The sequence below is a fragment of the Herbaspirillum sp. C9C3 genome, assembly GCF_013359625.1.
Classification (GTDB): domain Bacteria; phylum Pseudomonadota; class Gammaproteobacteria; order Burkholderiales; family Burkholderiaceae_D; genus Herbaspirillum.
The window spans coordinates 357,301-378,791 of the sequence record NZ_JABFMQ010000002.1; the positions used below are offsets into that span (position 1 = coordinate 357,301).

13 protein-coding genes are annotated in these 21,491 nt (G+C 63.2%); 6 read left to right on the forward strand and 7 right to left on the reverse strand.

Going from position 1 to position 21,491, the window contains the following annotated elements:
* The first annotated feature begins 191 nt into the window (after nt 1-191).
* The gene (locus tag HNO82_RS03845; protein WP_008326192.1) at nt 192-1,514 is read left to right on the forward strand and encodes a hemolysin family protein; all 1,323 of its coding nucleotides are present in this window, start codon (nt 192-194) and stop codon (nt 1,512-1,514) included.
* A 37-nt stretch (nt 1,515-1,551) separates the two neighbouring features.
* Here HNO82_RS03845 and HNO82_RS22180 read toward each other — a convergent pair whose 3' ends face one another.
* From HNO82_RS22180 to gntR, 3 genes are all read right to left on the reverse strand, one after another.
* Nucleotides 1,552-5,277, reverse strand: coding sequence for a UPF0149 family protein (locus tag HNO82_RS22180; RefSeq protein ID WP_249776925.1), 3,726 nt, complete (start codon nt 5,275-5,277; stop codon nt 1,552-1,554).
* A 635-nt stretch (nt 5,278-5,912) separates the two neighbouring features.
* Nucleotides 5,913-7,673: a gamma-glutamyltransferase gene (gene ggt, locus HNO82_RS03860; protein WP_175342805.1), complete on the reverse strand. Its 1,761-nt coding sequence runs from the start codon at nt 7,671-7,673 to the stop codon at nt 5,913-5,915.
* 253 nt (nt 7,674-7,926) lie between these two features.
* Nucleotides 7,927-8,985 (reverse strand): HTH-type transcriptional regulator GntR, encoded by a 1,059-nt coding sequence (gene gntR / locus HNO82_RS03865; RefSeq protein WP_008326199.1) that lies wholly within the window; start codon nt 8,983-8,985, stop codon nt 7,927-7,929.
* Nucleotides 8,986-9,430: 445 nt separating this feature from the next.
* Here gntR and HNO82_RS03870 point away from each other — a divergent pair, with 445 nt between their 5' ends.
* The 5 genes from HNO82_RS03870 to HNO82_RS03890 all read left to right on the forward strand — a co-directional run bounded on the left by HNO82_RS03870 (nt 9,431) and on the right by HNO82_RS03890 (nt 16,131).
* Nucleotides 9,431-10,783, forward strand: coding sequence for a GntP family permease (locus tag HNO82_RS03870; protein ID WP_175342806.1), 1,353 nt, complete (start codon nt 9,431-9,433; stop codon nt 10,781-10,783).
* 60 nt (nt 10,784-10,843) lie between these two features.
* Nucleotides 10,844-12,397, forward strand: a complete 1,554-nt coding sequence (gntK, locus tag HNO82_RS03875; protein WP_175342807.1) for a gluconokinase — start codon at nt 10,844-10,846, stop codon at nt 12,395-12,397.
* A 71-nt stretch (nt 12,398-12,468) separates the two neighbouring features.
* Nucleotides 12,469-13,263 carry an SDR family NAD(P)-dependent oxidoreductase gene (locus tag HNO82_RS03880; protein ID WP_008326205.1) on the forward strand — a complete coding sequence of 265 codons (795 nt, stop codon included), beginning with the start codon at nt 12,469-12,471 and terminating at the stop codon, nt 13,261-13,263.
* A gap of 27 nt (nt 13,264-13,290) precedes the next feature.
* Nucleotides 13,291-14,328, forward strand: coding sequence for an L-idonate 5-dehydrogenase (locus HNO82_RS03885; protein WP_008326207.1), 1,038 nt, complete (start codon nt 13,291-13,293; stop codon nt 14,326-14,328).
* A gap of 228 nt (nt 14,329-14,556) precedes the next feature.
* Entirely contained in the window at nt 14,557-16,131 is a 1,575-nt protein-coding gene (locus HNO82_RS03890; RefSeq protein ID WP_175342808.1) for a methyl-accepting chemotaxis protein, read from the forward strand.
* 62 nt (nt 16,132-16,193) lie between these two features.
* On the opposite strand, the gene tal is transcribed toward HNO82_RS03890, so the two are convergent.
* From tal to pgi, 4 genes are all read right to left on the reverse strand, one after another.
* Nucleotides 16,194-17,129, reverse strand: a complete 936-nt coding sequence (gene tal, locus HNO82_RS03895; RefSeq protein ID WP_008326209.1) for a transaldolase — start codon at nt 17,127-17,129, stop codon at nt 16,194-16,196.
* A gap of 104 nt (nt 17,130-17,233) precedes the next feature.
* Nucleotides 17,234-18,088: an SIS domain-containing protein gene (locus HNO82_RS03900; protein ID WP_034310514.1), complete on the reverse strand. Its 855-nt coding sequence runs from the start codon at nt 18,086-18,088 to the stop codon at nt 17,234-17,236.
* A 38-nt stretch (nt 18,089-18,126) separates the two neighbouring features.
* The gene (gene zwf, locus HNO82_RS03905) at nt 18,127-19,593 is read right to left on the reverse strand and encodes a glucose-6-phosphate dehydrogenase (protein WP_008326210.1); all 1,467 of its coding nucleotides are present in this window, start codon (nt 19,591-19,593) and stop codon (nt 18,127-18,129) included.
* A 51-nt stretch (nt 19,594-19,644) separates the two neighbouring features.
* Entirely contained in the window at nt 19,645-21,324 is a 1,680-nt protein-coding gene (gene pgi, locus HNO82_RS03910) for a glucose-6-phosphate isomerase (protein WP_175342809.1), read from the reverse strand.
* Nucleotides 21,325-21,491 lie beyond the last annotated feature (167 nt).

Genomic DNA, 21,491 nt, shown 5'->3' on the forward strand with positions numbered 1-21,491 from the left:
TGCCGCCTGCCCTCTCCAGGCGGAGCCGCTGCACCGGTCAGGCGTGCGCGCAGGCTCTCATCCTCATGCGACCTGTGCATAGATGCTGTTTTGACAACGAATCAGGTTCCAAGCCACATGCGTGTTAAATTACGCAGTCCGGACCCGCTCACGGCGTCCGGGCCCGTTGACAACCCCGATAGGAACCCTCGTTGGAAAACATATTGCTGATCGTCGCAGCCTTCTTCCTGGTTGCGTTGAACGGTTTTTTCGTTGCAGCAGAATTCAGTCTGGTCAAGTTGCGTCAAACGCGCATCCGGGCCATCGCCAAGACACAAGGCATGCGCGGCCGTATCCTGGCCGTGGTCCACAACCAGCTCGATGCCTACCTCTCCGCCTGCCAGCTGGGCATCACCCTGGCTTCGCTGGGCCTGGGCTGGATCGGTGAGCCGGCGTTCGCCCGCTTGCTCGAACCACTCTTCACGCTGGTCGGCGTGACCAACCAGGAGCTGATTCACGGCGTGTCCTTTGTCTTCGCCTTCTTCGTCATTTCCTTCCTGCACATCGTGGCCGGCGAGCTGGCGCCCAAGTCCATGGCCATCCGCAGCCCCGAGAAGCTGGGCCTGTGGTGTGCCGTACCGCTGTACGGCTTCTACTGGGGCATGTATCCGCTGATCTGGGTGCTCAACGCCAGTTCCAACTGGCTGCTGCGCGTGGCCGGGCTGGGGGCCGGTCATGGTCACGATGCGCATTATTCCTCGGACGAACTCAAGCTCATCCTGCGTGCCGGCAGCAAGAGCGGCAAGAGTGGCAAGTTCACCCGCGATGAATGGAACGTGCTGGCGCAGAGCCTGAACTTCGCCGAACTGGACGTGGCCGACATCATGCGTCCGGCCAGCGAGATCGTGTCCCTGGGCGATGACAAGAGCCTGGAAGAGAACCTCGACATCATCTACCGCAACCGCTATTCGCGTTACCCCTACTTCGACGCCGAGGGCCAGCAGGTGCTGGGCCTGGTGCACCTCAAGGATGTGTTCCTGGCGCAGCAGGATGGCCGCGCCATCAGCAACCTGAAAGACTACCTGCGCCCTGTGCAGTTCATCTCCCCGGCCCTGCCGGCGCTGGACCTGCTGCGGCGCTTCCGTACCGGCATGCCGCACTTCGCCATCATCGGCAAGAAGGGCCAGCCGCCACAGGGTTTCATCACGCTGGACAACATGCTCAGTTTTCTGGTGGGCGAGATCCGTGACGAATTCCGCCACAACACCGGCGAATGGAGCCGCCAGGATGATGGCACCCTGCTGGGCAAGGGCAGCCTGCCCATCGTGACCCTGGAACACATGCTGGGCATCGACATCGAGTATGACGACAGTATCGACTCCGTCGGCGGCCTGGTGATGGAAAAACTGGGCGACCTGCCCAAGGAAGGCCAGAAGATCGAGTTCCCCGCCTTCGATGTGGTCATCAAACGCATGTCGGGGCCGAAGATCGTGCTGGTGAAGGTCTATCCCAAAACACTGGACGCGCGCGACTGAGCCGCATCGCCGAGTGCGCCTGCCGGATGGCGTGGTCTCAATGCAGGGTGGGCGTGCGCACCGCGCAGCAGTATTTGTATTTCTGCCCGCTTCCGCAGGGACAGGCACGTTCGTCATCCAGCACAAAGCCCTTGCAGTGCATGGGCAGCCCATAGCTCTGCTGGCGCTGCGGGGCGAAGTGGCGATAGATCTGCGTCAGGTCCGTCATCATGGTGTGCAGCAGTTCCTCCCGACAGTCTGCAGAGATGGCCGGTGGACGCGTTGCCGGATCGGGGGAGTGCTCATGCAGCAGGACCATGATGGCCAACATGCACTCACTCATCTCCTCGGTCTCCATCAGCGTGTGCCACCCCGCCGGACGACACCGCACCCCGCGCATGAAGCCCCAGGCCCAATCGTTGCCACCGACCATGCCGTGCTCATCCACCATCAACACGGGCAGGTAGATACCACCTTGCCTCATCGTCCGATGCAGGGCCGAGGAAATCGTGTTCCAGTGGCGCATGATGAGGCTCAGTACCGTGCAGGCATGGTCTTCACTGTCAAAGGCCGGTTCACCACCAAAGATGACCGGCAGATAGAGGGAGGCTTTGGTCACGGCATCACTGGCCTTGCGTATGGCTTCGTCGACAAAGGTTTTCAGGCCGGCCTGGTGGTTGATCTTGTCCACCTCGGTGACACGGCTCAACTGGTTGACGATGGCGCTCAGGTAGCTGGAGTCGATATTGTCGACCAGCAGGGCGTCGAGCGGCATGCCAATTCCGGGCGCCACCTTGCTCAGGGCTTCGCGCGTCTCGATGATGGCCTTCTCATGCGCTGCCTTGGCCGCCAGTTGCACCCGCTGGGCGGCCGACAGTACGGCTAGCTTGGCGCTCTTCTCGCTCAGGCCCGCAACATCGTATTCCGCCTTGGCCTTCGTCACGGCAGCATCGGCCGCCAGGACGGCATTGTTGCGCTGGACCAGCAGCACCGCCCGTTCGATGGTGCCGGTGGTGTCGGTGATGAAGGTCTGCGTGTGTTCACTGTAATTGCCGGCCGCATCGATGTGGCGCAGCTTGAGGACCACCTTGCCGTTGCCTTCCTTGGTATCGCCCTGCATGATCAGGCTCTGATTGGCCTTGAGCGTGATCCAGTTGCCCGGTGCGACGGGCTGCACGGTGGGGGCTCCGGATTCATTGCTGGTACGGATGGCCAGCGCGTTGTTGCCGGTACCGGTGCCGGCCTGCAACTGGAAGTGCAGCTCGGCGCCCGCCTCGCGCGGGCTGGCCAGTTCCAGCATGCTGCCGGTCTGGCTGGTGATGCCGTCGCTGCCGGAGATACCGTCATCGCGCCCGCTGACCAGACGCAGCGGCAGGGTGTCCGGCGCCACATTGTCGAACTTGAAGTACAGCGGCGTCTCCAGGGTATTGGCGTTGCCGTAGCCCCCGGTGAACTTCTGGCCCTTCTGTACGACGCGCGCCTTGACCCAGACGTCGCCGTTGGCTTCGGTCAGTTGCCCGGTTTCATAGATGAAGCCTTGTACGCCGGCCGGCGCATTTTTGGAAGTAGCATTCACTTCGCGCCAGATATCCCAGATCGGGTTGCCTTTGCTGTCGGCGCCGGTGGCCACGGCCACCTGCAAACGTTCACTCGTGCTGTCCAGCTCCTTGTTGAGGGTGATGCGCAGTTTGCCCTCTTTGGTGATACCGTCCTGGTTGCCCTGGGTTGCCGGGAATCTGCCGGGGTCGGCAGGGTCGTTGTAGAAGCTGTCGCTGACCAGCGTGAGCGGATTCTGCGCGACAAAGCGGGTCATGTCGGCCGGGGTGTTCAGGTCCACCCGCACGTCGTTGCTGCTGATGCTCCACAGGCCATGGTTGGTGCGGCTGTTGTTGCCGTCGGTGACGGTCACCTGAGCGATCACGGAGTGCTCTCTGTCGAGGGTATAGAGCAGGTCCATGCTCTCGGTGTCGGCGTGCAGGATGGCGCTGCCCTCGCCGTCGGCATGGGCAGCAGGCAGGGAGATGCTGAGCTCGCGGCCCAGCACGTCACGGCCATTGATGATCACCTGCACCTTGGCATTGGGCGTGGTCTTGACGCGCAGGTCGCCATCGAGGAAGTCGCCCTGGTCCAGCACCAGGGTCTCATTGAACGGTGCCGTCTGCCACGGCTTGGCATTGCCCACCACGGCATTGCGGATGGTGATGACCGGATTGGGTATGGCGACGTGGTTGCTGATCAGGTAGTCCGCCACGGTGGTGCCGGTGGGGAGGTTTTGCAGCGCGTCGAGAGTTTGCTGGGCGGTGTTGACGGCATCGCCGCTGGTGTTCGGATCCTCGAGGGTCGCCGTGAGCGATTCGCTCAACAGCGCCGCCTGCATGGCGCTGGCGCTGGCCAGGGTCTGGCCCTTGCTGTTGGTGGCCCATTTCAGGGCGCCGCCGGCCTCCTCCACGAATTGCAGGGCCTTGGACAGGCGGTCCAGCACGGTTGCCTGGTCAGGGTAGGTCTTCTTGTCCAGTCGTACCAGGTTGGCAATGGCCTTGAGGGCCGCACCATAGTTCTGGGTCTCCGTACCCAGGGAACTGTTGAAGTTCGGGTTGGCGATGGGGCGTCCGTTGGGGGCGGCTACCGTGGTGACCACCACCTCGGTGGCCAGGGCATCGACCTTGAAGAAGCCGCTCACGGCATTGTTGGCGGCAATGATGCGTTGCGCATTGACTTCGGGCTGGTCGGCCAGGCGCAGTACGCCCTGGTCCAGGCCGGCCTTGAGCAGCGCCAGTTCGGTCAGTGCCGTGACGTTGACGGTCTGGTTGCCGCCGCTGGCCACGACCGCCGCGCGCAGGGGCAGGGTGCCCAGGTCGGTTTGCAGCCGGGTGCCTTCATCGATGAAGTTGTCGGCCAGGCCCGGGGTGTTGTCGCGCACCACCAGCAGCATCGGGCCCTTGTAGAGGGCGCGGTTGAGTTTCAGGGTGTACTTGCCGTCGACCACCGCTACGGTCTCGCTCAGGGCATTGCCCAGTGCGTCATAGGCCGTAATGTTCGCATTCTGGATGGCGCCCAGCGCGACGCTGCCCCGGAGGTCGCTCGCGGACGGATCGGCCGTGCCTGCGCCGCTGCCGGCTGCAGCGCCTGCGCCAGCACCTGCACCGCCGCTGTTGCCGTTAGCAGCGCCACCACCGCCGCCACTGCTGCCACCACCACCACCACCACCGCCACCGCCGCCGGCCGCCGCCAGCAATGCCAGTGCACCGGCGGCAATGGGCCATTGCACGCCCCAGTTCTTTTCATTCTGCGAGTTGATTTCGGCATCGGCGATCTGGCTCTGGTTGTCGGGGGATTTCGTGGGCGTGAAGTTGGGGCGCTCGGTATTGCCGCCGCTGCCATGGGTGTCGGTAGCGACAGCCGGGTCGCGCTCTCCCGGTTCGACTACGACCGGCTTGTCGCCGTCCTCCTCCTCGTCCTTGCGGGCTTTCTTGTTTTTCGCGTTGTTCTGGTTGTAGCGGGTGATTTCCTTGGAGCTGACGGTGAGGTTGGCTTCGGGCGAGACATCGATCTTGTCGATCTGCTGGAATACGCTGGCCAGCGGCAGCTTGCCATCGGCGAACTGCAGGGAGGATTCCGGTGCGCTCATGGCACTGACGGCGCCATTGTTGATGATGATGCGGTCGCCATTCATCAGGATCAGCATCAGGTCCACGTCGAGGGCGCGCACGTCCTTGATGGTCTTGATCGAGATGTTTTTGAGATAGGCGTCGGCGTCGGACAGCTTCAGGACGGTGATGGTCATGGTGGTACTCCCTAGGAATTGACAAGTCGAAATCGGGTCACGCACGCTCTCCTCGATCAATGCAAGCCGATAGCACGACATGGACGGTGTGCCATGTCGGTGCGTCATGAATGCGCAAGGGGATAAATAACGTGCTCAGTGACAAACGCCTGCCATAGTGATGGCGTGAATTTGTCCTGATAAGGGGATCAAGGGAATAAAAGGGAAAAACAAAAAATTAACGAAATGCGACTCTTAGCATTTCGATGTTTGTCTCGAAATATTTCTTATCTACTTTTGAATTTATTCAAAAACAAAGCGTAGTGAAAGATGGATGTGCTTGGAAAGCCGCTACGGAAGCGGATTTCAGGGATTGGCGTACGTTTCTTGAAATCGGATGGACAGCCGAGAGAGAAAATTCGCCAGAGTTCGAAGAAATTTATTGTGCCAGATGGACGATAAGTTTTTATTGCCGACTACCGGGTTCAGTTGAGCAACTGAAAAGATGAATTTTTATTTGAGTGCCGACACTGATCTGCAAGACGCTGGTCGGGATGGCGACAAAAAAATGGCTCCCGACCAGTCAGTCGGGAGCCATGTTCGGTGCCGGGTACAGCGCCTGATCCGGCGGCTGATTCGGTGGCCGGTTCAGTGCATCAGAAGCCCAGGGTGCGGCCATCCGGATTGCGCGGGTCCGAGAAGCCGTCGAAACCATCCGGCTTGATCTGGATGGTCTGGGTACGGCCCATGGAAGGTTGCACGCTGATCTTCTGGCCCTTGTCCTGGAGAATCTTGAGGGTGTCGGCCGACAGGCCCTTTTCCACGCGCAGCTGGTCCGGCACCCACTGGTGGTGGATGCGCGGGGTGATGGTGGCTTCGGCCACGTTCATGTCGTGGTCGATCACGTTGAGGATGGTCTGCAGGGTGGTGGTGATGATGCGGCTGCCGCCGGGGCTGCCGGTGACCAGGAAGGGCTTGCCGTCCTTGAGCACGAAGGTGGGCGACATCGACGACAGCGGGCGCTTGTAGGGACCGACCGCATTGGCGTCGCCGCCGATGAGGCCGAACGCATTGGGCACGCCCGGCTTGGCGGCGAAGTCATCCATCTCATTGTTGAGCGTGATGCCAGTGCCGGCGGCGACGATGCCGCTGCCGAAGTTCAGGTTCAGCGTGTAGGTGGTGGCGACCAGGTTGCCGTCCTTGTCGGCCACCGAGAAGTGGGTGGTCTGGTCGCTTTCATACGGTTGTGGCTGGCCCGGCTTGATCTCGGCCGAGGGCGTGGCGCGGTCGGGGTTGATCTTCTTGGCCAGTTCGTCGGCATAGGCGCGCGAGATCAGGCCCTTGACCGGGACCTTGGTGAAATCCGGATCGCCCAGGTATTCGGAGCGGTCGGCATAGGCCAGCTTCATGGCTTCGGCCATCAGGTGGATGGTCTGGGCGCTGTCGGCACCGTACTGCTTGAGCGGATAGCGTTCGAGGATGTTCATCATCTGGATGATGTGGACACCGCCCGAGCTCGGCGGCGGCATCGACATGACCTGGTAGCCGCGATAGTTGCCCGAGACCGGCACGCGTTCGACGACCTTGTAGTTCTTCAGGTCTTCGGCGCTGATGAGGCCGCCGTGCTTGTCCATCTCGGCCACGATCTTCCTGGCGATGGCGCCGTCATAGAAGGCCTTCGGACCTTCCTTGGCGATCAGGCGCAGCGACTTGGCCAGGTCCTTCTGGACCAGCATCTCGCCTTCCTTGAGCGGGCGGCCGTCCTTGAAGAAGATCGCCTTGGAGGAATCCCACTGGCCCAGGTGTTCGCGCTCGGCCGAGAGGATCAGTGCCAGGCTGCGGCTGACCGGATAACCCTTGTCGGCCAGTTCGATGGCCGGCTGGATGACCTGCGACAGCTTCATCGTGCCGTACTTGGAGAGCGCATGCGACAGCCCCGCCACCGTGCCCGGCACGCCCACGGCCAGATGGGTGTAGAGCGAGCGGCCCGGGACCACGTTGCCCTTGTCGTCCAGGTACATGTTGCGGGTGGCGCGCTGCGGGGCCATTTCGCGGAAGTCCAGGGCGACGTTCTTGCCGGTCTTGGCATCGTGGATCATCATGAAACCGCCGCCGCCGATGTTGCCCGCGTTGGGCAGCACCACAGCCAGCGCAAAGCCCACGGCCACACCGGCGTCAACCGCATTGCCGCCCTTTTTGAGGATATTCACGCCGACCTTGGTGGCCAGTTCCTGTTCGGTGGCCACCATGCCGTGCTGGCTGTGGACCGGGCTGATGATGTCATAGGTCAGGTCGTACTTGACCACGGGCGCCGCAGCGGGCGCCGTCTGGGCGCTGGCCGGCAGGAAGGCCAGCGCGCCGCACAGGGGCAGCAGCGCCATGGCGGCGGGTTTGCAAAGACCGGTGAATGTCTGCATGAGGGATACTCCTGGTGATCCGGATTTGAGAATCTGGATATTATTTATAAGAATGTCGCCCGCCTCTGCATTTTTGCATCACATGAAGGAAATGCTGCTGCACTTCTGCATTGCCGCAAGGACGAACGACATTGTCAGATTGTAGAGAATGGCGGTTTTCTGTCCAGAGCCACGACACGACAATGGATGGATGATTGGCGCCGATTCGTCCACCGATGCGGGGGATGCGGCTCGGGTCGGCTACTGTCGCGCTTCAGGTACTCTCGCGCACGGCCAGCTCGAAACCCAGGTCCAGCCGGCCCTTGGGGATGTCCTCGCCCTTGAGCTGGCGCACCAGCATTTCGGCGGACTTGTAGCCGATGTCGTAACGCGGCGTGACCACGGTGGTGATGGAGGGCGTGGCACAGGCCGCCCAGGAGAGGTCATTGAAGCCCGCAATGGCCATCTCGCGCGGCACGCTGATGCCCTGGCGCTGGCATTCGAAGAGGGCGCCCAGGGCCAGGTCATCATTGCAGCAGAACACCGAATCGCAGTGCGGATGCTGTTCCAGCACCCGGCGCAGCAGTTGCGCGCCCATGTCCACGGTGGTGGGCTCGGGCAGCAGGACTTCAATCTCGGGCGTGATCCCGGCTTCCAGCAAGCCTTTGCGGAAGCCTTCGCGGCGCTTCATCATGCGCGGATCCAACTGCGCCGCCAGGAAGGCCGGACGGCGGTAGCCGCGTTCCACCAGGTGTCTGGCCACCGCATGACCGGCGCGGGTCTGGGAGAAGCCGACCGAGAAATCCTGCTGGCTGCGGCCCAGGTCGAACATGCGCACGGCAGGAATGTCGCGGCTGGCGGGACGCGCCTGGAGGATCTCATGCTGTTGGCTGCTGGAGAGCAGGAAGCCGGCCGGCGCATGCGCCAGGTAGGTGGCGATGAGCTGCTCCTCCTTGGCCCGCGCATAGCCGGTCTCGCCGATGAGGAACTGGTAACCGGCGTGGGCCAGATAATCGCGGATGCCCGAGAGGGTCTCGATGAAGACCGCATTGGTGAGCGAGGGCACCAGTACCGCGATCACCTGCGAGCGCGCCGAAGCCAGGGTGGAGGCAGCCTGGTTGGGCACGTAGCCGAGCCGGGCGATGGCCTCCAGGATGCGCTGGCGTGACTGTTCCTGCACCAGACCGGGATTTTTCAGCGCACGCGAGACCGTCATCGGACTCACCCCGGCCTCGGCCGCCACGTCAATGATGGTGACGCGCCCGGTGGCACGGCTGCCACGCACGGCGGATGGGGACTTGGGCTTGGACTTGGGTGCTGCGCGCTGGGTCATGGAGGCAGGGGCGGACGGTCGTTCAGAGTGGCGACATGATACCTGCTTGCGCTGCGCTCTTGGCGGCCTGGAAGTCCTTTCATGTATTTCTGCAAAACAATTTATATCACCGCCTCATCTGCTGTGCCCGCGCTTCTGACGCACCGCAACACAACAAATGTTTGACCCGCTCAAAATGTTAGCGTTATCATCGCGCCCCATGTTAACGCTAACATCCGAACCTCCGGGCACACGGCGGCGGCTGGCTGAGACATACCACACTCAGGAACGGAGCTCGTCGCACCCCGGCGGGTTCCGCAATAAAACACTACGCAGATAGTGCAGATGCCGTGCCTTCCATCAGGACAGGCCGCAGGAGACGTTTGCCCCATGCAGCCAGGTGGGCCGCGCCGCTGCGCTCATGTCCGGTTCGGTACGCCATCGGCTATCGGCAATCGGAGATCCCATGCTGGGCATGAGCCACGACGCCACCTTGCTGTTCAATGCAGTCATTGCGATCCTCGCGCTGATCCTCATGATCACGCGCCTGCGCATCCACCCCTTCATCGCCCTGACGATCACCTCGGGCTTCCTTGGCCTGATCTCGGGCATGCCACTGCCCCAGATCGTCAAGTCCTTCCAGGACGGCTTCGGCGGCGTGCTGGGTTTCGTGGGCATCGTGCTGGGCCTGGGGACCATGCTGGGCAAGCTCATGGCCGAATCCGGCGGGGCTGACCAGATTTCCCAGACGCTGGTGCGCGCCTTCGGCCGCGAACGGGTGCACTGGGCCATGATGATAGGTGCCTTCCTGGTCGGCATTCCGCTGTTCTTCGAGATCGGCTTCGTGCTGCTGATCCCGCTGGTGTTCATCGTGGCGCGCCGCTCGGGGGTGCCGCTGTTCAAGATCGGCATGCCCATGCTGGCCAGCCTGTCGGTCATGCACGGCCTGGTGCCGCCGCATCCGGGGCCGCTGCTGGCCATCGGCATCTTTGGTGCCGATATCGGCAAGACCATTTTCTACGGTCTGCTGGTGGGCCTGCCGACCGTCATCATCGCCGGTCCCTTGTTCGGTGCCTTCATCTCTCGCTACGTCATCATCAAGCCCTCCGAGGAACTGATGGAGCAACTGGCGCGTGAGCCGCAGACCACCAACCTGCCGGGTTTCACCACCACCCTGGTGACGGTACTGCTGCCAGTGTTCCTGATGCTGCTCAAGACCTTCGTCGACATCAGCCTGCCGGAAGGCCACGCCATGCGCGACCTGATGGACTTCATCGGCAACCCCATCGTGGCGCTGCTGGCCGCGCTGCTGCTGGCCATCTGGACCTTTGGCATCGCCCGTGGCTTCAGCCGCCAGCAAGTGCTGAAATTCGTCGACCAGAGCTTGGCCCCCACCGCGGCCATCGTGCTCATCATCGGCGCCGGTGGCGGCTTCAAGCAGATGCTGGTCAGTTCCGGCGTGGGCACCGCCATCGGTCAGCTGGCCGTGCATGCACAGATTTCGCCGCTGTTGCTGGCCTGGTTCGTGGCGGGCGTGATCCGCGTGGCCACCGGTTCGGCCACGGTCGCCACCATCACCGGCGCGGGCATCGTGGCCCCGCTGGTGGCGCTGATCCCCGGCACCAACAAGGAACTGCTGGTACTGGCCACCGGTGCCGGATCGCTGATCCTGTCGCACGTCAACGATGCCGGCTTCTGGCTGGTCAAGGAATACTTCAACATGAGCGTCGGTGAGACCTTCAAGACCTGGACGGTGATGGAAACCCTGATCTCGGTTGTTGCTATCATCTTCATCATGTTGCTCAACCTGGTCGTCTAAGACCACACGCAACGCCCGGCTGGTCCGGGCGTCTTGCTTTGTCCCATAAGGAAAATTCACATGTCCTCTTCCGCACCTACCATGCTCGGCGTCGATATCGGCACCACCAGCACCAAGACCGTGGTCTTCACGCTTGATGGCAAGGTGGTGGCCCAGCATGCAGAGCAATATCCGGTCCTCTGTACCGAACCGGGCATGGCGGAACAGGACCCGGACCAGATCGTGGCCGCTGCGCTGGCCTCCATCGCCGGGGCCGTCAAGGCCGCCGGGGTGGCACCCGGAGACATCGCGCTGCTGTGCTTCAGTGCGGCCATGCACAGCGTCATTGCGCTGGATGCGGAGGATCGCCTGCTCTCCAACAGCATCACCTGGGGCGATATCCGCGCCTCGGTCTGGGCCGAACGTATCAAGCACGAGCATGACGGCAATGCCATCTATCGCCGTACCGGCACACCGATTCACCCGATGTCACCGCTGTGCAAGCTGATGTGGCTGCGCCATGAAAAGCCGGAGATTTTCCACAAGGCGGCGCGCTTCGTTGGAATCAAGGAATACCTGCTGTACCAGCTCTTCGGTGAGTGGGTGGTGGACCATTCCATCGCCTCGGCCACCGGCATGTTCAATCTGCGGGAACTGGCCTGGGACAAGGGCGCGCTGGACCTGCTGGGTGTGCGGCCCGAGCAGTTGCCCAAGCCAGTGCCGACCACGCACCGCCTGCCGGCGTTGTCGCCGGAGATGGCCCGGCGCCTGGGCCTGTCGGTCGATACGCCCTTCATCATCGGCGCCAATGACGGGGTGCTCTCCAACCTGGGCGTCAACGCCATCGAGGTCGGCCATGTCGCCGTGACCATCGGCACTTCCGGTGCCATGCGCACGGTGATCGACCAACCGCTGACCGATCCGCATGGCCGCCTGTTCTGCTATGCCCTGACTGAAAATCACTGGGTGGTCGGTGGCCCGGTCAACAATGGCGGCAACATCTTCCGCTGGGTGCGCGACGAGCTGGCCACGGCCGAAGCGGCAGCGGCGCGCGAAGAGGGCGTCGATCCCTATGAAGCCCTGACCCGCATCGCCGAGCAGGTGCGGCCCGGTGCCGAGGGCCTGCTGTTCCATCCCTTCATGGCCGGGGAGCGCGCGCCGCTGTGGAATGCCGACCTGCGCGGCTCCTTCTTCGGTCTGGCCCTGCATCATGGCAAGCACCACATGATCCGCGCGGCGCTGGAAGGGGTGATCTTCAATCTCTACAGCATCCTTCCCGCGCTGGAAGAACTGGTCGGGCCGACCAAACGCATGTTGGCCACCGGCGGCTTCGCCCGGTCGGCCCTGTGGCGCCAGATGATGGCCGACATCTTCAACCGCGAGGTGGTGGTGCCGGAGAGTGTGGAATCGTCTTGCCTCGGTGCAGCCGTGCTGGGTGCCTGGGCGCTGGGCCTGGTGCCGTCGCTGTCGGTCATCTCCGGCATGGTCGGTTCGACCAATCAGCACGTCCCCGAGGCAGATGCGGTGGCGGTCTATGGCCGCCTGCAACCCATCTTTGCAGCCATTCCGGCCAAGCTGGAGGCGGAGTATCACGCCATCGCCGCCTTCCAGCGCGAGACCGGAAAGCAGCACTGAGTCCTGTTTTGCGCCATCACGGGCAGGGCAGGGTTTGACAACGAAATTTCCGACAAGAAGAAAGACACCTCATGACCATCAAGACCACCCCCTTGCCCGCAGGTTTGCAGGGCTTTTCCCTGGAGGGCAAGCTGGCCCTCATCACCGGTTCCTCCGGTGGCATTGGCCTGGCGCTGGCACGCGGCATGGCTGAAGCGGGCGCGGCCATCGTGCTCAACGGACGTGATGCCGGCAAGCTGGCGACCGTCGCGGCGCAATTGCGTGCCGAGGGCCATACCATCCATGAAGCCAGTTTCGATGCGACCTCTGCCGAGGACGTGAAGGCCGCGGTGCAGAAGATCGAAAGCGAAATCGGCGCCATCGGCATCCTGGTCAACAATGCCGGCATCCAGCGCCGCAATCCGCTGGAAGAGTTCAAGGAATCGGACTGGCACGACCTCATCAACACCAATCTCAACAGCGTCTTCTATGCCGCGCAAGCCGTGGCGCGCCACATGATCCCGCGTGGCGCGGGCAAGATCATCAACATCTGCTCGGTGCAGAGCGAGCTGGGCCGTCCCGGCATCGCCCCCTACACCGCCACCAAGGGCGCGGTGAAGATGTTCACCAAGGGCATGGCCATCGACTGGGGCAAGTACGGCATCCAGGTCAATGGCCTGGGTCCCGGCTATTTCAAGACCGAGATGAACATGGCTCTGGTCAACGATGCCAAGTTCACTGACTGGCTGGTGGGGCGCACGCCCTCGCGCCGCTGGGGCGATGTGGAAGACCTGGTGGGTGCGGCCGTGTTCCTGGCCAGCGACGCCTCGCGCTTCGTCAATGGTCACATCCTGTATGTGGATGGTGGCGTGACGGCTACCTTGTAAATCATTTGGCTCATTTCGGAGAAGACCATGCAAGAAGGACTCGTCATTCACGCGCCGCACGACCTGCGCATCCAGGCCCTGGAGACCGGCACCCTGCAGCCGCAACAGCTGAAGGTCAAGGTCAAGGCCGGCGGCATCTGCGGCTCGGACCTGCACTACTATCACCACGGCGGTTTTGGCGTGGTGCGCATCAAGGAACCGATGGTACTGGGCCATGAAGTCTCGGGCCAGATCGCCGAAGTCGGTTCGGCCATCACCGACATTGCACCGGGCACCCGCATCGCCATCTCGCCCAGCCGTCCGTGTGGCGTGTGCAAGTACTGCCAGGAAGGCAAGCAGAACCACTGCCTGGACATGCGCTTCTATGGCAGCGCCATGCGCACGCCCCACGTGCAGGGTGCGTTCCGCCAGGAAATCATCATCGAACGTTCGCAGGCCCACATCGTGGCCGATCATGTCAGCGATGGCGAGGCCGCCATGGCCGAACCGCTGTCGGTGGCGCTACATGCAGTGCGCCGCGCCGGTCCGCTGGTGGGCAAGCGGGTGCTGGTGACCGGTTGCGGTCCGATCGGTGCATTGGTGGTGGTGGCAGCGCGCCGCGCCGGTGCGCTGGAAGTGGTGGTCACCGACGTGGCCAGCATGCCGCTGCAAGCGGCCCTGCAAGTGGGTGCGGACCGAGCCATCAACATGGCCGAGACGCCCGATGCCCTCAAGGGCTATGCCGCCGACAAGGGAAGCTTCGATGTGCTCTTCGAAGCCAGCGGCAATGAACGCGCGCTGGTGGGCGCGCTCGAAGCGCTGCGTCCGCAAGCCATCATCGTGCAGGTCGGCCTGGGTGGCGATATCCAGTTCCCGGCCAATCTGCTGGTGGGCAAGGAGCTGGACTGGCGCGGTGCCTTCCGCTTCCATGAAGAGTTCGCCATGGCCGTGGAACTGATGAATCGCAAGCTGGTGGACGTGAAGCCCCTGATCACGGCGACTTATCCCATCGCCCAGGCGGTGGAGGCCTTCGAGATTGCCGGGGATCGTTCGCGCATGATGAAGGTGCAGATCAGTTTTGACTGAACCTGCACGGCGGCTTGCGCGCGGGGGCGCCGTCAGATGGAGGGAGAATGCCATCGCGCAGTGTTGCGCGGTGGCATTTTTCTTTTCCGCCTCCTGCATGGTGGATACCGGCCTTGATTGACAAGCCAGGCCGTGCGCTATAAGTTCGTTGCCAAAACGGCAGGGCGCAGCTCGGAGGGAGCGCGCTCTGGCATATCGCCATCGCCACACCTCTGGGGGGAGGAAATCATGTCCAGGCCAGGATTTCGCACGCTGACCGTGGGTCAGCGCCTGTCGGTGCTGATCCTGCTGGCTTTGCTGGGGCTGGTCGCCACGGCGGCTGTCAGCTTGCGTCAGATCGAGAATGTCTACAACGCCGCCAATTATGCGCAGCGCAACACCGTGCCCAGCGTCACCACGCTTGACGATGCACAGGCTGCCTTCAATGCCATCCAGGGACGCCTCTATCAGTATCTGGTGGATCTCGAGCCGCTCGACCGCGCCCGGCTCCTCAAGGAAGTGGAGGCGCAGCACGCGCGCCTGAACCGTTATCTCAAGAACTATGCGGATGCCTATATCACCGACGAGACCGATGCGGCCATGCTGGCCGATGATCAGTCCCGCATCGTCGCCTTCGATGAGGTGGCGCGGCGCTTGCTGAAGGTGGCCGATGAAGACCGCAGCGAGAACAAGCTGCCTCAGGCCATGCTTGAATTCCGGGCCGCCATCGATGCCGTGCAGGTGACTTTCGGGCGCCACCGTTCCTACAACGTTGCGCTGGGCGAGGCCGGTGCGCTCAGTGCGCGCGCGATCATCAGCGATGCGCTGGAGACGGTCACCCTGCTGGCTGGCGGGGTGCTGCTGATACTGCTCGGTGCCGGCTGGCTGCTCGGACGGACTCTGTTGCGGCAGATGGGCGGCGAGCCGGGAGATGTGGTGACGGTGATGCAGCGGCTCGCCGATGGCGACCTGGTCCAGAAGGTCAAGGTCAAGACGCGTTACCGGGACAGCATGATGCACGCCATCCAGAAGATGATGGATCGTCTCTGCCTGGTGGTGAGCGAGGTGCGCGGCAATGCCGAAGGTCTGGTCAGTACTGCCGAGGAGGTCAGCGCTACCGCGCAATCCCTGTCACGCGCCTCCACCGAGCAGGCTTCCGGGGTTGAGCAGACCAGCACGGCACTGGAGCTGATCCACAAATCCATCCTCAGTACCGCGCAGAATGCGCGGCTGACCGACCAGATCGCCTCTGCCGCCGCGGTCGAGGCGCGGGCCTGTGCCGATACCGTCAAGCAGATGGTGGACGCGATCCAGCAGATCGCCGGCAAGATTGCGGTCATCGACGACATCGCCTACCAGACCAACCTGCTGGCCCTGAACGCGACCATTGAAGCGGCACATGCCGGCGAGCACGGCTCCGGTTTTGCGGTGGTGGCTGCCGAAGTGCGTCGGCTGGCCGAGCGCAGCCAGTGGGCTGCGCAGGAGATCGACGAGCTCGCCCGCAGCAACGTGACGCTCGCCTGCGCCGCCGAGCGCCAGCTCAACGACATGGTGCCCACCATTGCCCGCACCTCGGCGCTGGTGCAGGACATCGTGCAATCCTCCGAGAATCAGTCGGCGGGCGTGAGCCAGATCAGTCAGGCGGCCAGCCAGCTGGCGCAAGTGATTCAGCAGAATTCGCTCAGTTCGGAAGAACTGGCGGTGACCTCGGAAGAACTGAACCGCCGCGCGGTGCAGTTGCAGACGACCGTGAGTTTCTTCCGGTGCCAGCCGGCGCGTGGCAGGCCGGCCAGCCTGACCCGGGAAGCGGCGACCATGGTTTGATCATCCGCTTGATCGGGGCCGTCGGGTCGGCCCTCCTGAGGCGACTGCCTGTATCGGCTTGCTCAACGCAATGCGTCGACGATCTGCTCCAGCTTCACCGCATCGGCAGCGAACTGGCGGATGCCTTCGGCCAGTTTTTCGGTAGCCATCGCATCGCCGTTCAAGGCCAGGCGGAAGGCTTTTTCGTCCAGCGAGATGCGCTCGATCTGGGCGGCATCGGCCGCTTCCTGGCTCAGCTTGCGCTCGACCGGACCATCGGTGTCGGCCAGCTTTTGCAGCAGGTCGGGGCTGATGGTGAGCAGGTCGCAACCGGCCAGTTCCACGATCTGCGAGGTGTTGCGGAAGCTCGCGCCCATCACTTCGGTGGCGTAGCCGAACTTGCGGTAGTAGTTGTAGACGGACTTGACCGACTGCACACCCGGATCATCGCTGCCGGTGTACTCCTGCCCGGTGGACTTCTTGTACCAGTCATAGATGCGGCCGACGAAGGGCGAGATCAGCTGGACACGCGCTTCGGCGCAGGCAATGGCTTGCGGCAGCGAGAACAGCAGGGTCAGGTTGCAGCGGATGCCATCCTTCTCCAGGATCTCGGCGGCACGGATGCCTTCCCAGGTGGAAGCGATCTTGATCAACACGCGCTCGCGGGCGATGCCGGCCTCCTCATACAGGCGGATCAGCTCGCGGCCCTTGGCCACCGTTCCCGCGGTATCGAAGGACAGGCGCGCATCGGTCTCGGTGGAGACGCGCCCCGGGATGAGCTTCAGGATTTCCAGGCCGAAGGCGATCAGCAGGCGGTCGATGATCTCATCGGTGCTCTTGCCGGCATGGGCCTTGACGACCGACTCCAGCAGCGGCTTGTACTCGGCCTTCTGCACGGCTTTGAGGATCAGCGAGGGATTGGTGGTGGCATCTTGCGGGGCGAAGGCTTTCATCGCCTGGAAGTCGCCGGTATCGGCCACGATGGTGGTGTACTGCTTCAACTGGTCAAGCTGGCTCATGGAAAGTCCTGTTGCTAAAGAGAATGAAGGGGACAAGGCATTGTACGCATTGGCGCTGCGCTGTCTGTCGGTCAATGAGTGATCCTTGATCCGTCGCAGTCCTCTCAACGGAAGAAGGAGTCGAACTGCATGTCGAATTTCTGCAGGGACTTCTGGGCGTTCTGCATCTTCTTGCGGAATTCGGGTCCGCGTCGCAGGGCCAGGCCCACGGCGAGGATGTCGATCACCACCAGGTGCGCCAGGCGCGCCGAGATGGGCGTATAGGGATCGATGTTGAAGGACAGGTCGATGGGCACCAGTACCGTGGCCAGTTCGGCCAGGGGAGTGCCGGACGGACCCAGCACGATGATGTCGGCACCGCCCTTGCGCGCCAATTGAATCGAGCGCAGCAGGGCGGCATTGCCGCCGCGCTGCGAGATCGCCACCACGCAGTCACCGGCTTTCAACAACGAGGCAGCGATGCTGTGGATGTGCGGGTCAGAGTAGGCCACCGTCGGTACACCCGAGCGGAAGAACTTGTGCTGGGCATCGTTGGCCACGATACCGGAGGTGCCCTGGCCGTAGAACTCGATCTTGTTGGCGCGCGCCAGCACGTCCAGAGCCAGCTGGATGGCGTCCGGATTCAAATGGTTGCGCAGATCCAGCAGGGTATTGATGGAGCGGCTGCAGATCTTGTTGACCAGATCGGCCGCCAGGTCATCCTGGGCCAGCGTCTCATCCGCGCCCGGCAGGGCCAGCGCCAGACTCTGCGCCAGCTTGAGCTTGAAATCATGCCAGCCCTCGTAACCGATGGCGCGGCAGAAGCGGATCACGGTCGGTTCCGACACTTCCGCATTCTTGGCCAGCGCCGTCAGGTTCTCAGCCAATGCCAGCTGCGGATTGGCGAGGATGGTCGCGGCCACCTTCTTCTCCGACTTGGAGAGGGAGTTGATGTGGGTGCGAATGGAGTCGAGCAGCATGGACATGACGTGGACCTGATGACGCTAGGGGCCGGGCCTCAGACCTCGGGCAGCGCTTCTTCGCGCCACTGCAGGCCATCGCGACCGATGAGGGCGCTGGCCGCCGCCGGTCCCCAGGTGCCGGCATTGTAGGGCACGGGGTCGGCTTCCTGCTGGTCCCAGTAGTTCAGGATCGGTTCCACCCACTCCCAGGCGGCTTCCAGTTCGTCGCTGCGCATGAACAGGGTCAGATGGCCGCGCAGCACATCCAGCAGCAGGCGCTCGTAGGCATCCATGCGCGGGGTCTTGAATTTCTCGCGGAAGTCCAGCTCCAGTTCCACCGGGCGCAGACGCATGCCGTCGCCGGGCTGCTTGGCCATCAGGTTCATGTGCAGGCCCTCGTCGGGCTGCAGGCGGATCACCAGGCAGTTGGGCGTGTCGTTCTGGTGGGCGAAGATGGAATGCGGCACGCTCTTGAAGCGCACCACGATCTCGGCCAGCGAATCGGCCATGCGCTTGCCGGTGCGCAGGTAGAAGGGCACGCCGGCCCAGCGCCAGGTATCGATCTCGGCCTTCACGGCCACATAGGTCTCGGTGCGGGAATCGGGATTGGCATCGGCTTCCTTGCGATAGCCGGGGACGGCCACGCCATCGACGTGACCGGCGCGGTACTGGCCGCGCACCACGTTCATGGCCAGCGTGGTCGGGGTAAAGCGCTTGAGCGAGCGCAGCACCTTCAGTTTTTCGTCACGCACGGCATCGGCCGAATTGGAGACGGGCGGCTCCATGGCCACGATACACAGCAGTTGCAGCAGGTGGTTCTGCAGCATGTCGCGCAGGGCGCCGGAGGTGTCGTAGTAATCGAAGCGGCCACCCACGCCCAGCTCTTCGGCGATGGTGATCTGCACATCGGAAATCCATTCGCGGCGCCACAGCGGCTCGAACAGCACGTTGCCGAAGCGCAGCGCCAGCAGGTTCTGCACCGCCTCCTTGCCGAGGTAGTGGTCGATACGGAAGATCTGCGATTCCTGGAAGAAGCGGCCCACCTGCGCATTGATGTTGCGGGCGCTTTCCAGGTCGCGGCCCAGCGGCTTTTCCAGCACCACGCGCGAGGTTGGCGTGACCAGGCCGGCCTTGGAGAGATTCTCGCAGATGGAGGCGAACAGGCTGGGCGGCGTGGCCAGGTAGAACACGCGGGCCAGGCCGTCGACCTCGCGCAGGGCCTCTTTCAGGTGGCTGAAGCTGTCGGCTTCCCTGGCGTTGACCGAGGCGTATTGGAGGCGACCGGTGAAACGTTCCCAGACGGTGGCGTCCATGTTGGCGGCCGGTACGTGGGGTTTGGAATCCTTTTCCACCAGCTTGAGGAAATCCTCGCGCGATTTGTCGTCGCGGCCCAGGCAGATGATGCGCGCATCTGCCGGCAGGTCGCGGGCGCGATCGCGGGCGTAGAGTGCCGGCAGCAGCTTGCGCATCGACAGGTCGCCGGTGCCGCCGAATAAAACCAGATCGAAATCAGAAGTAGCCATGGTGTGTGTTGTCTCTTGTGCGTGAAGTAGCGGATCGGCGCTACGTGGTTGCTAGCCTTGCTGCGCAGCGCGGCTGGTGTCGCGGGCCTGGCGCGCCAGGGCGATCAGGGCGCTGGTGGAGGCGTCGTGCTGCGCGGCATCCGGTGCGGTGTCGGACTTCAGTTCGGCCAGGATGGTTTTGGCCAGGACCTTGCCCAGTTCCACGCCCCACTGGTCGAAACTGTTGATGCCCCAGATCGCGCCCTGCACGAAGGTCTTGTGTTCGTACAGCGCAATCATCGCGCCCAGCGCATGCGGGCTCAGTTCGGGCAGCAGCAGGGTGTTGCTGGGACGGTTGCCGTCAAAGGTTTTGTGCGGGATCAGCGCCGCGAGTTCCGCTTCCGGCAAGCCCTGCGCCTGCAGGTCGGCGCGTACTTCGTCGGCATCCTTGCCGCGCATGAAGGCTTCGGACTGCGCGAAGCAGTTCGCCAGCAGCGCCTCTTGATGCTCGGCGATGGCGTGCGAGGGCTTGAGCACGGCAATGAAATCGATGGGCGTGATGTCCGTGCCCTGGTGCAGCAGCTGGAAATAGGCGTGCTGGCCGTTGGTACCCACATCGCCCCAGATGGCCGGGCAGGTTTGCACCGAGACCGGTGTGCCGTCACGGGTGATGCGCTTGCCGTTGCTCTCCATGTCCAGTTGCTGCAGGTAGGCCGGGAAGAAGCGCAGCCATTGATGATAGGGCGCGATGGTGAGCGAGGCGCTGTCGAGGAAGTTGCGGTTCCAGATCCCGATCAAGGCCTGGATCACGGGCATGTTCGATTCCAGCGGTGCTTCGCGGAAATGACGGTCCATGGCGTGGGCACCGGCCAGGAACTGCGCGAAGTGGTCGTAGCCGATCAGCAGCGCGATCGGAAGACCGATGGCCGACCACACCGAGTAGCGGCCGCCAACCCAGTCCCAGAAGGGGAACATGTTCGCGGTATCGATGCCGAAGGCCGAGACTTCCCCGGCATTGGTGGAGACGGCCACGAAGTGCCTGGCCAGATCTTCGGGCTTGCCATGCTGCAAGAACCACGCGCGCGCCGACTTGGCGTTGAGCATGGTTTCCTGGGTGGTGAAGGTCTTGGAGGCGACGATGAAGAGCGTGGTCTCGGGATCGATGCGCGAGAGCACCTCATCCAGATCATGGCCATCGACGTTGGACACGAAGTGCGCCGTCAGGCGCGCATGGCGATACTCGCGCAGGGCCGTGCAGACCATCTGCGGACCGAGGAAGGAGCCGCCGATGCCGATGTTGACGATGTCGGTGATCTCGCGTCCGGTATAGCCGCGCCAGGCGCCGCTGCGCACCCGCTCGGAGAAGTCGCGCATGTGCTGCAGAACGGTGTGAACCTCCGGCGCCACCGGCTGTCCGTCCACTTGGGCGGTGCGGTCATCGGCCGGTGCGCGCAAGGCCGTGTGCAGGACGGCGCGTTGTTCGGTAAAGTTGATCTTCGCGCCGCCAAACATGGCTTCGCGCAGCGCTTCCACGCCGCGCTCACGGGCCAGGCTCATCAGCAGGCCGAGCGTGTCGGCGTTGAGGCGGTTCTTGGAGTAATCCAGCAGCAGCCCGGCAGCACGCACGTGCATGCGTTCGAAACGGTCGGGCTGGCGCGCGAACAGGTCGCGCAGATGCCATTGAACTGCCGTGGCGTGATGTGCTTGCAATGCCTTGAAGGCGGCCGTGTCGGTCAGGGCGGTGGTGTGCATGAGTTGGAGGTCGGTTGGCGGTCGTGATCGGGTAGCAGCGAGGCCGTGCCGGTCATGTTCTCGGGACAACGCAGACGACTATACATCAAATGTCGTCAAAGTGGTAGTTTCACTACAGTTTATGACCGCCCCGTTACGTTGCTGCACGGCATCGGCGGGATGAACGT

Excerpts from the sequence above, each read along its gene's own strand:
- HNO82_RS03900 (WP_034310514.1), bottom strand. The coding sequence starts at position 18,088 with ATGCTGCTCGACTCCATTCGCACCCACATCAACTCCCTCTCCAAGTCG.
- HNO82_RS03885 (WP_008326207.1), top strand. The coding sequence starts at position 13,291 with ATGCAAGAAGGACTCGTCATTCACGCGCCGCACGACCTGCGCATCCAG.
- gntR (WP_008326199.1), bottom strand. The coding sequence starts at position 8,985 with ATGACCCAGCGCGCAGCACCCAAGTCCAAGCCCAAGTCCCCATCCGCC.
- HNO82_RS03890 (WP_175342808.1), top strand. The coding sequence starts at position 14,557 with ATGTCCAGGCCAGGATTTCGCACGCTGACCGTGGGTCAGCGCCTGTCG.
- pgi (WP_175342809.1), bottom strand. The coding sequence starts at position 21,324 with ATGCACACCACCGCCCTGACCGACACGGCCGCCTTCAAGGCATTGCAA.
- gntK (WP_175342807.1), top strand. The coding sequence starts at position 10,844 with ATGTCCTCTTCCGCACCTACCATGCTCGGCGTCGATATCGGCACCACC.
- tal (WP_008326209.1), bottom strand. The coding sequence starts at position 17,129 with ATGAGCCAGCTTGACCAGTTGAAGCAGTACACCACCATCGTGGCCGAT.
- ggt (WP_175342805.1), bottom strand. The coding sequence starts at position 7,673 with ATGCAGACATTCACCGGTCTTTGCAAACCCGCCGCCATGGCGCTGCTG.
- zwf (WP_008326210.1), bottom strand. The coding sequence starts at position 19,593 with ATGGCTACTTCTGATTTCGATCTGGTTTTATTCGGCGGCACCGGCGAC.
- HNO82_RS03880 (WP_008326205.1), top strand. The coding sequence starts at position 12,469 with ATGACCATCAAGACCACCCCCTTGCCCGCAGGTTTGCAGGGCTTTTCC.
- HNO82_RS22180 (WP_249776925.1), bottom strand. The coding sequence starts at position 5,277 with ATGACCATCACCGTCCTGAAGCTGTCCGACGCCGACGCCTATCTCAAA.
- HNO82_RS03870 (WP_175342806.1), top strand. The coding sequence starts at position 9,431 with ATGCTGGGCATGAGCCACGACGCCACCTTGCTGTTCAATGCAGTCATT.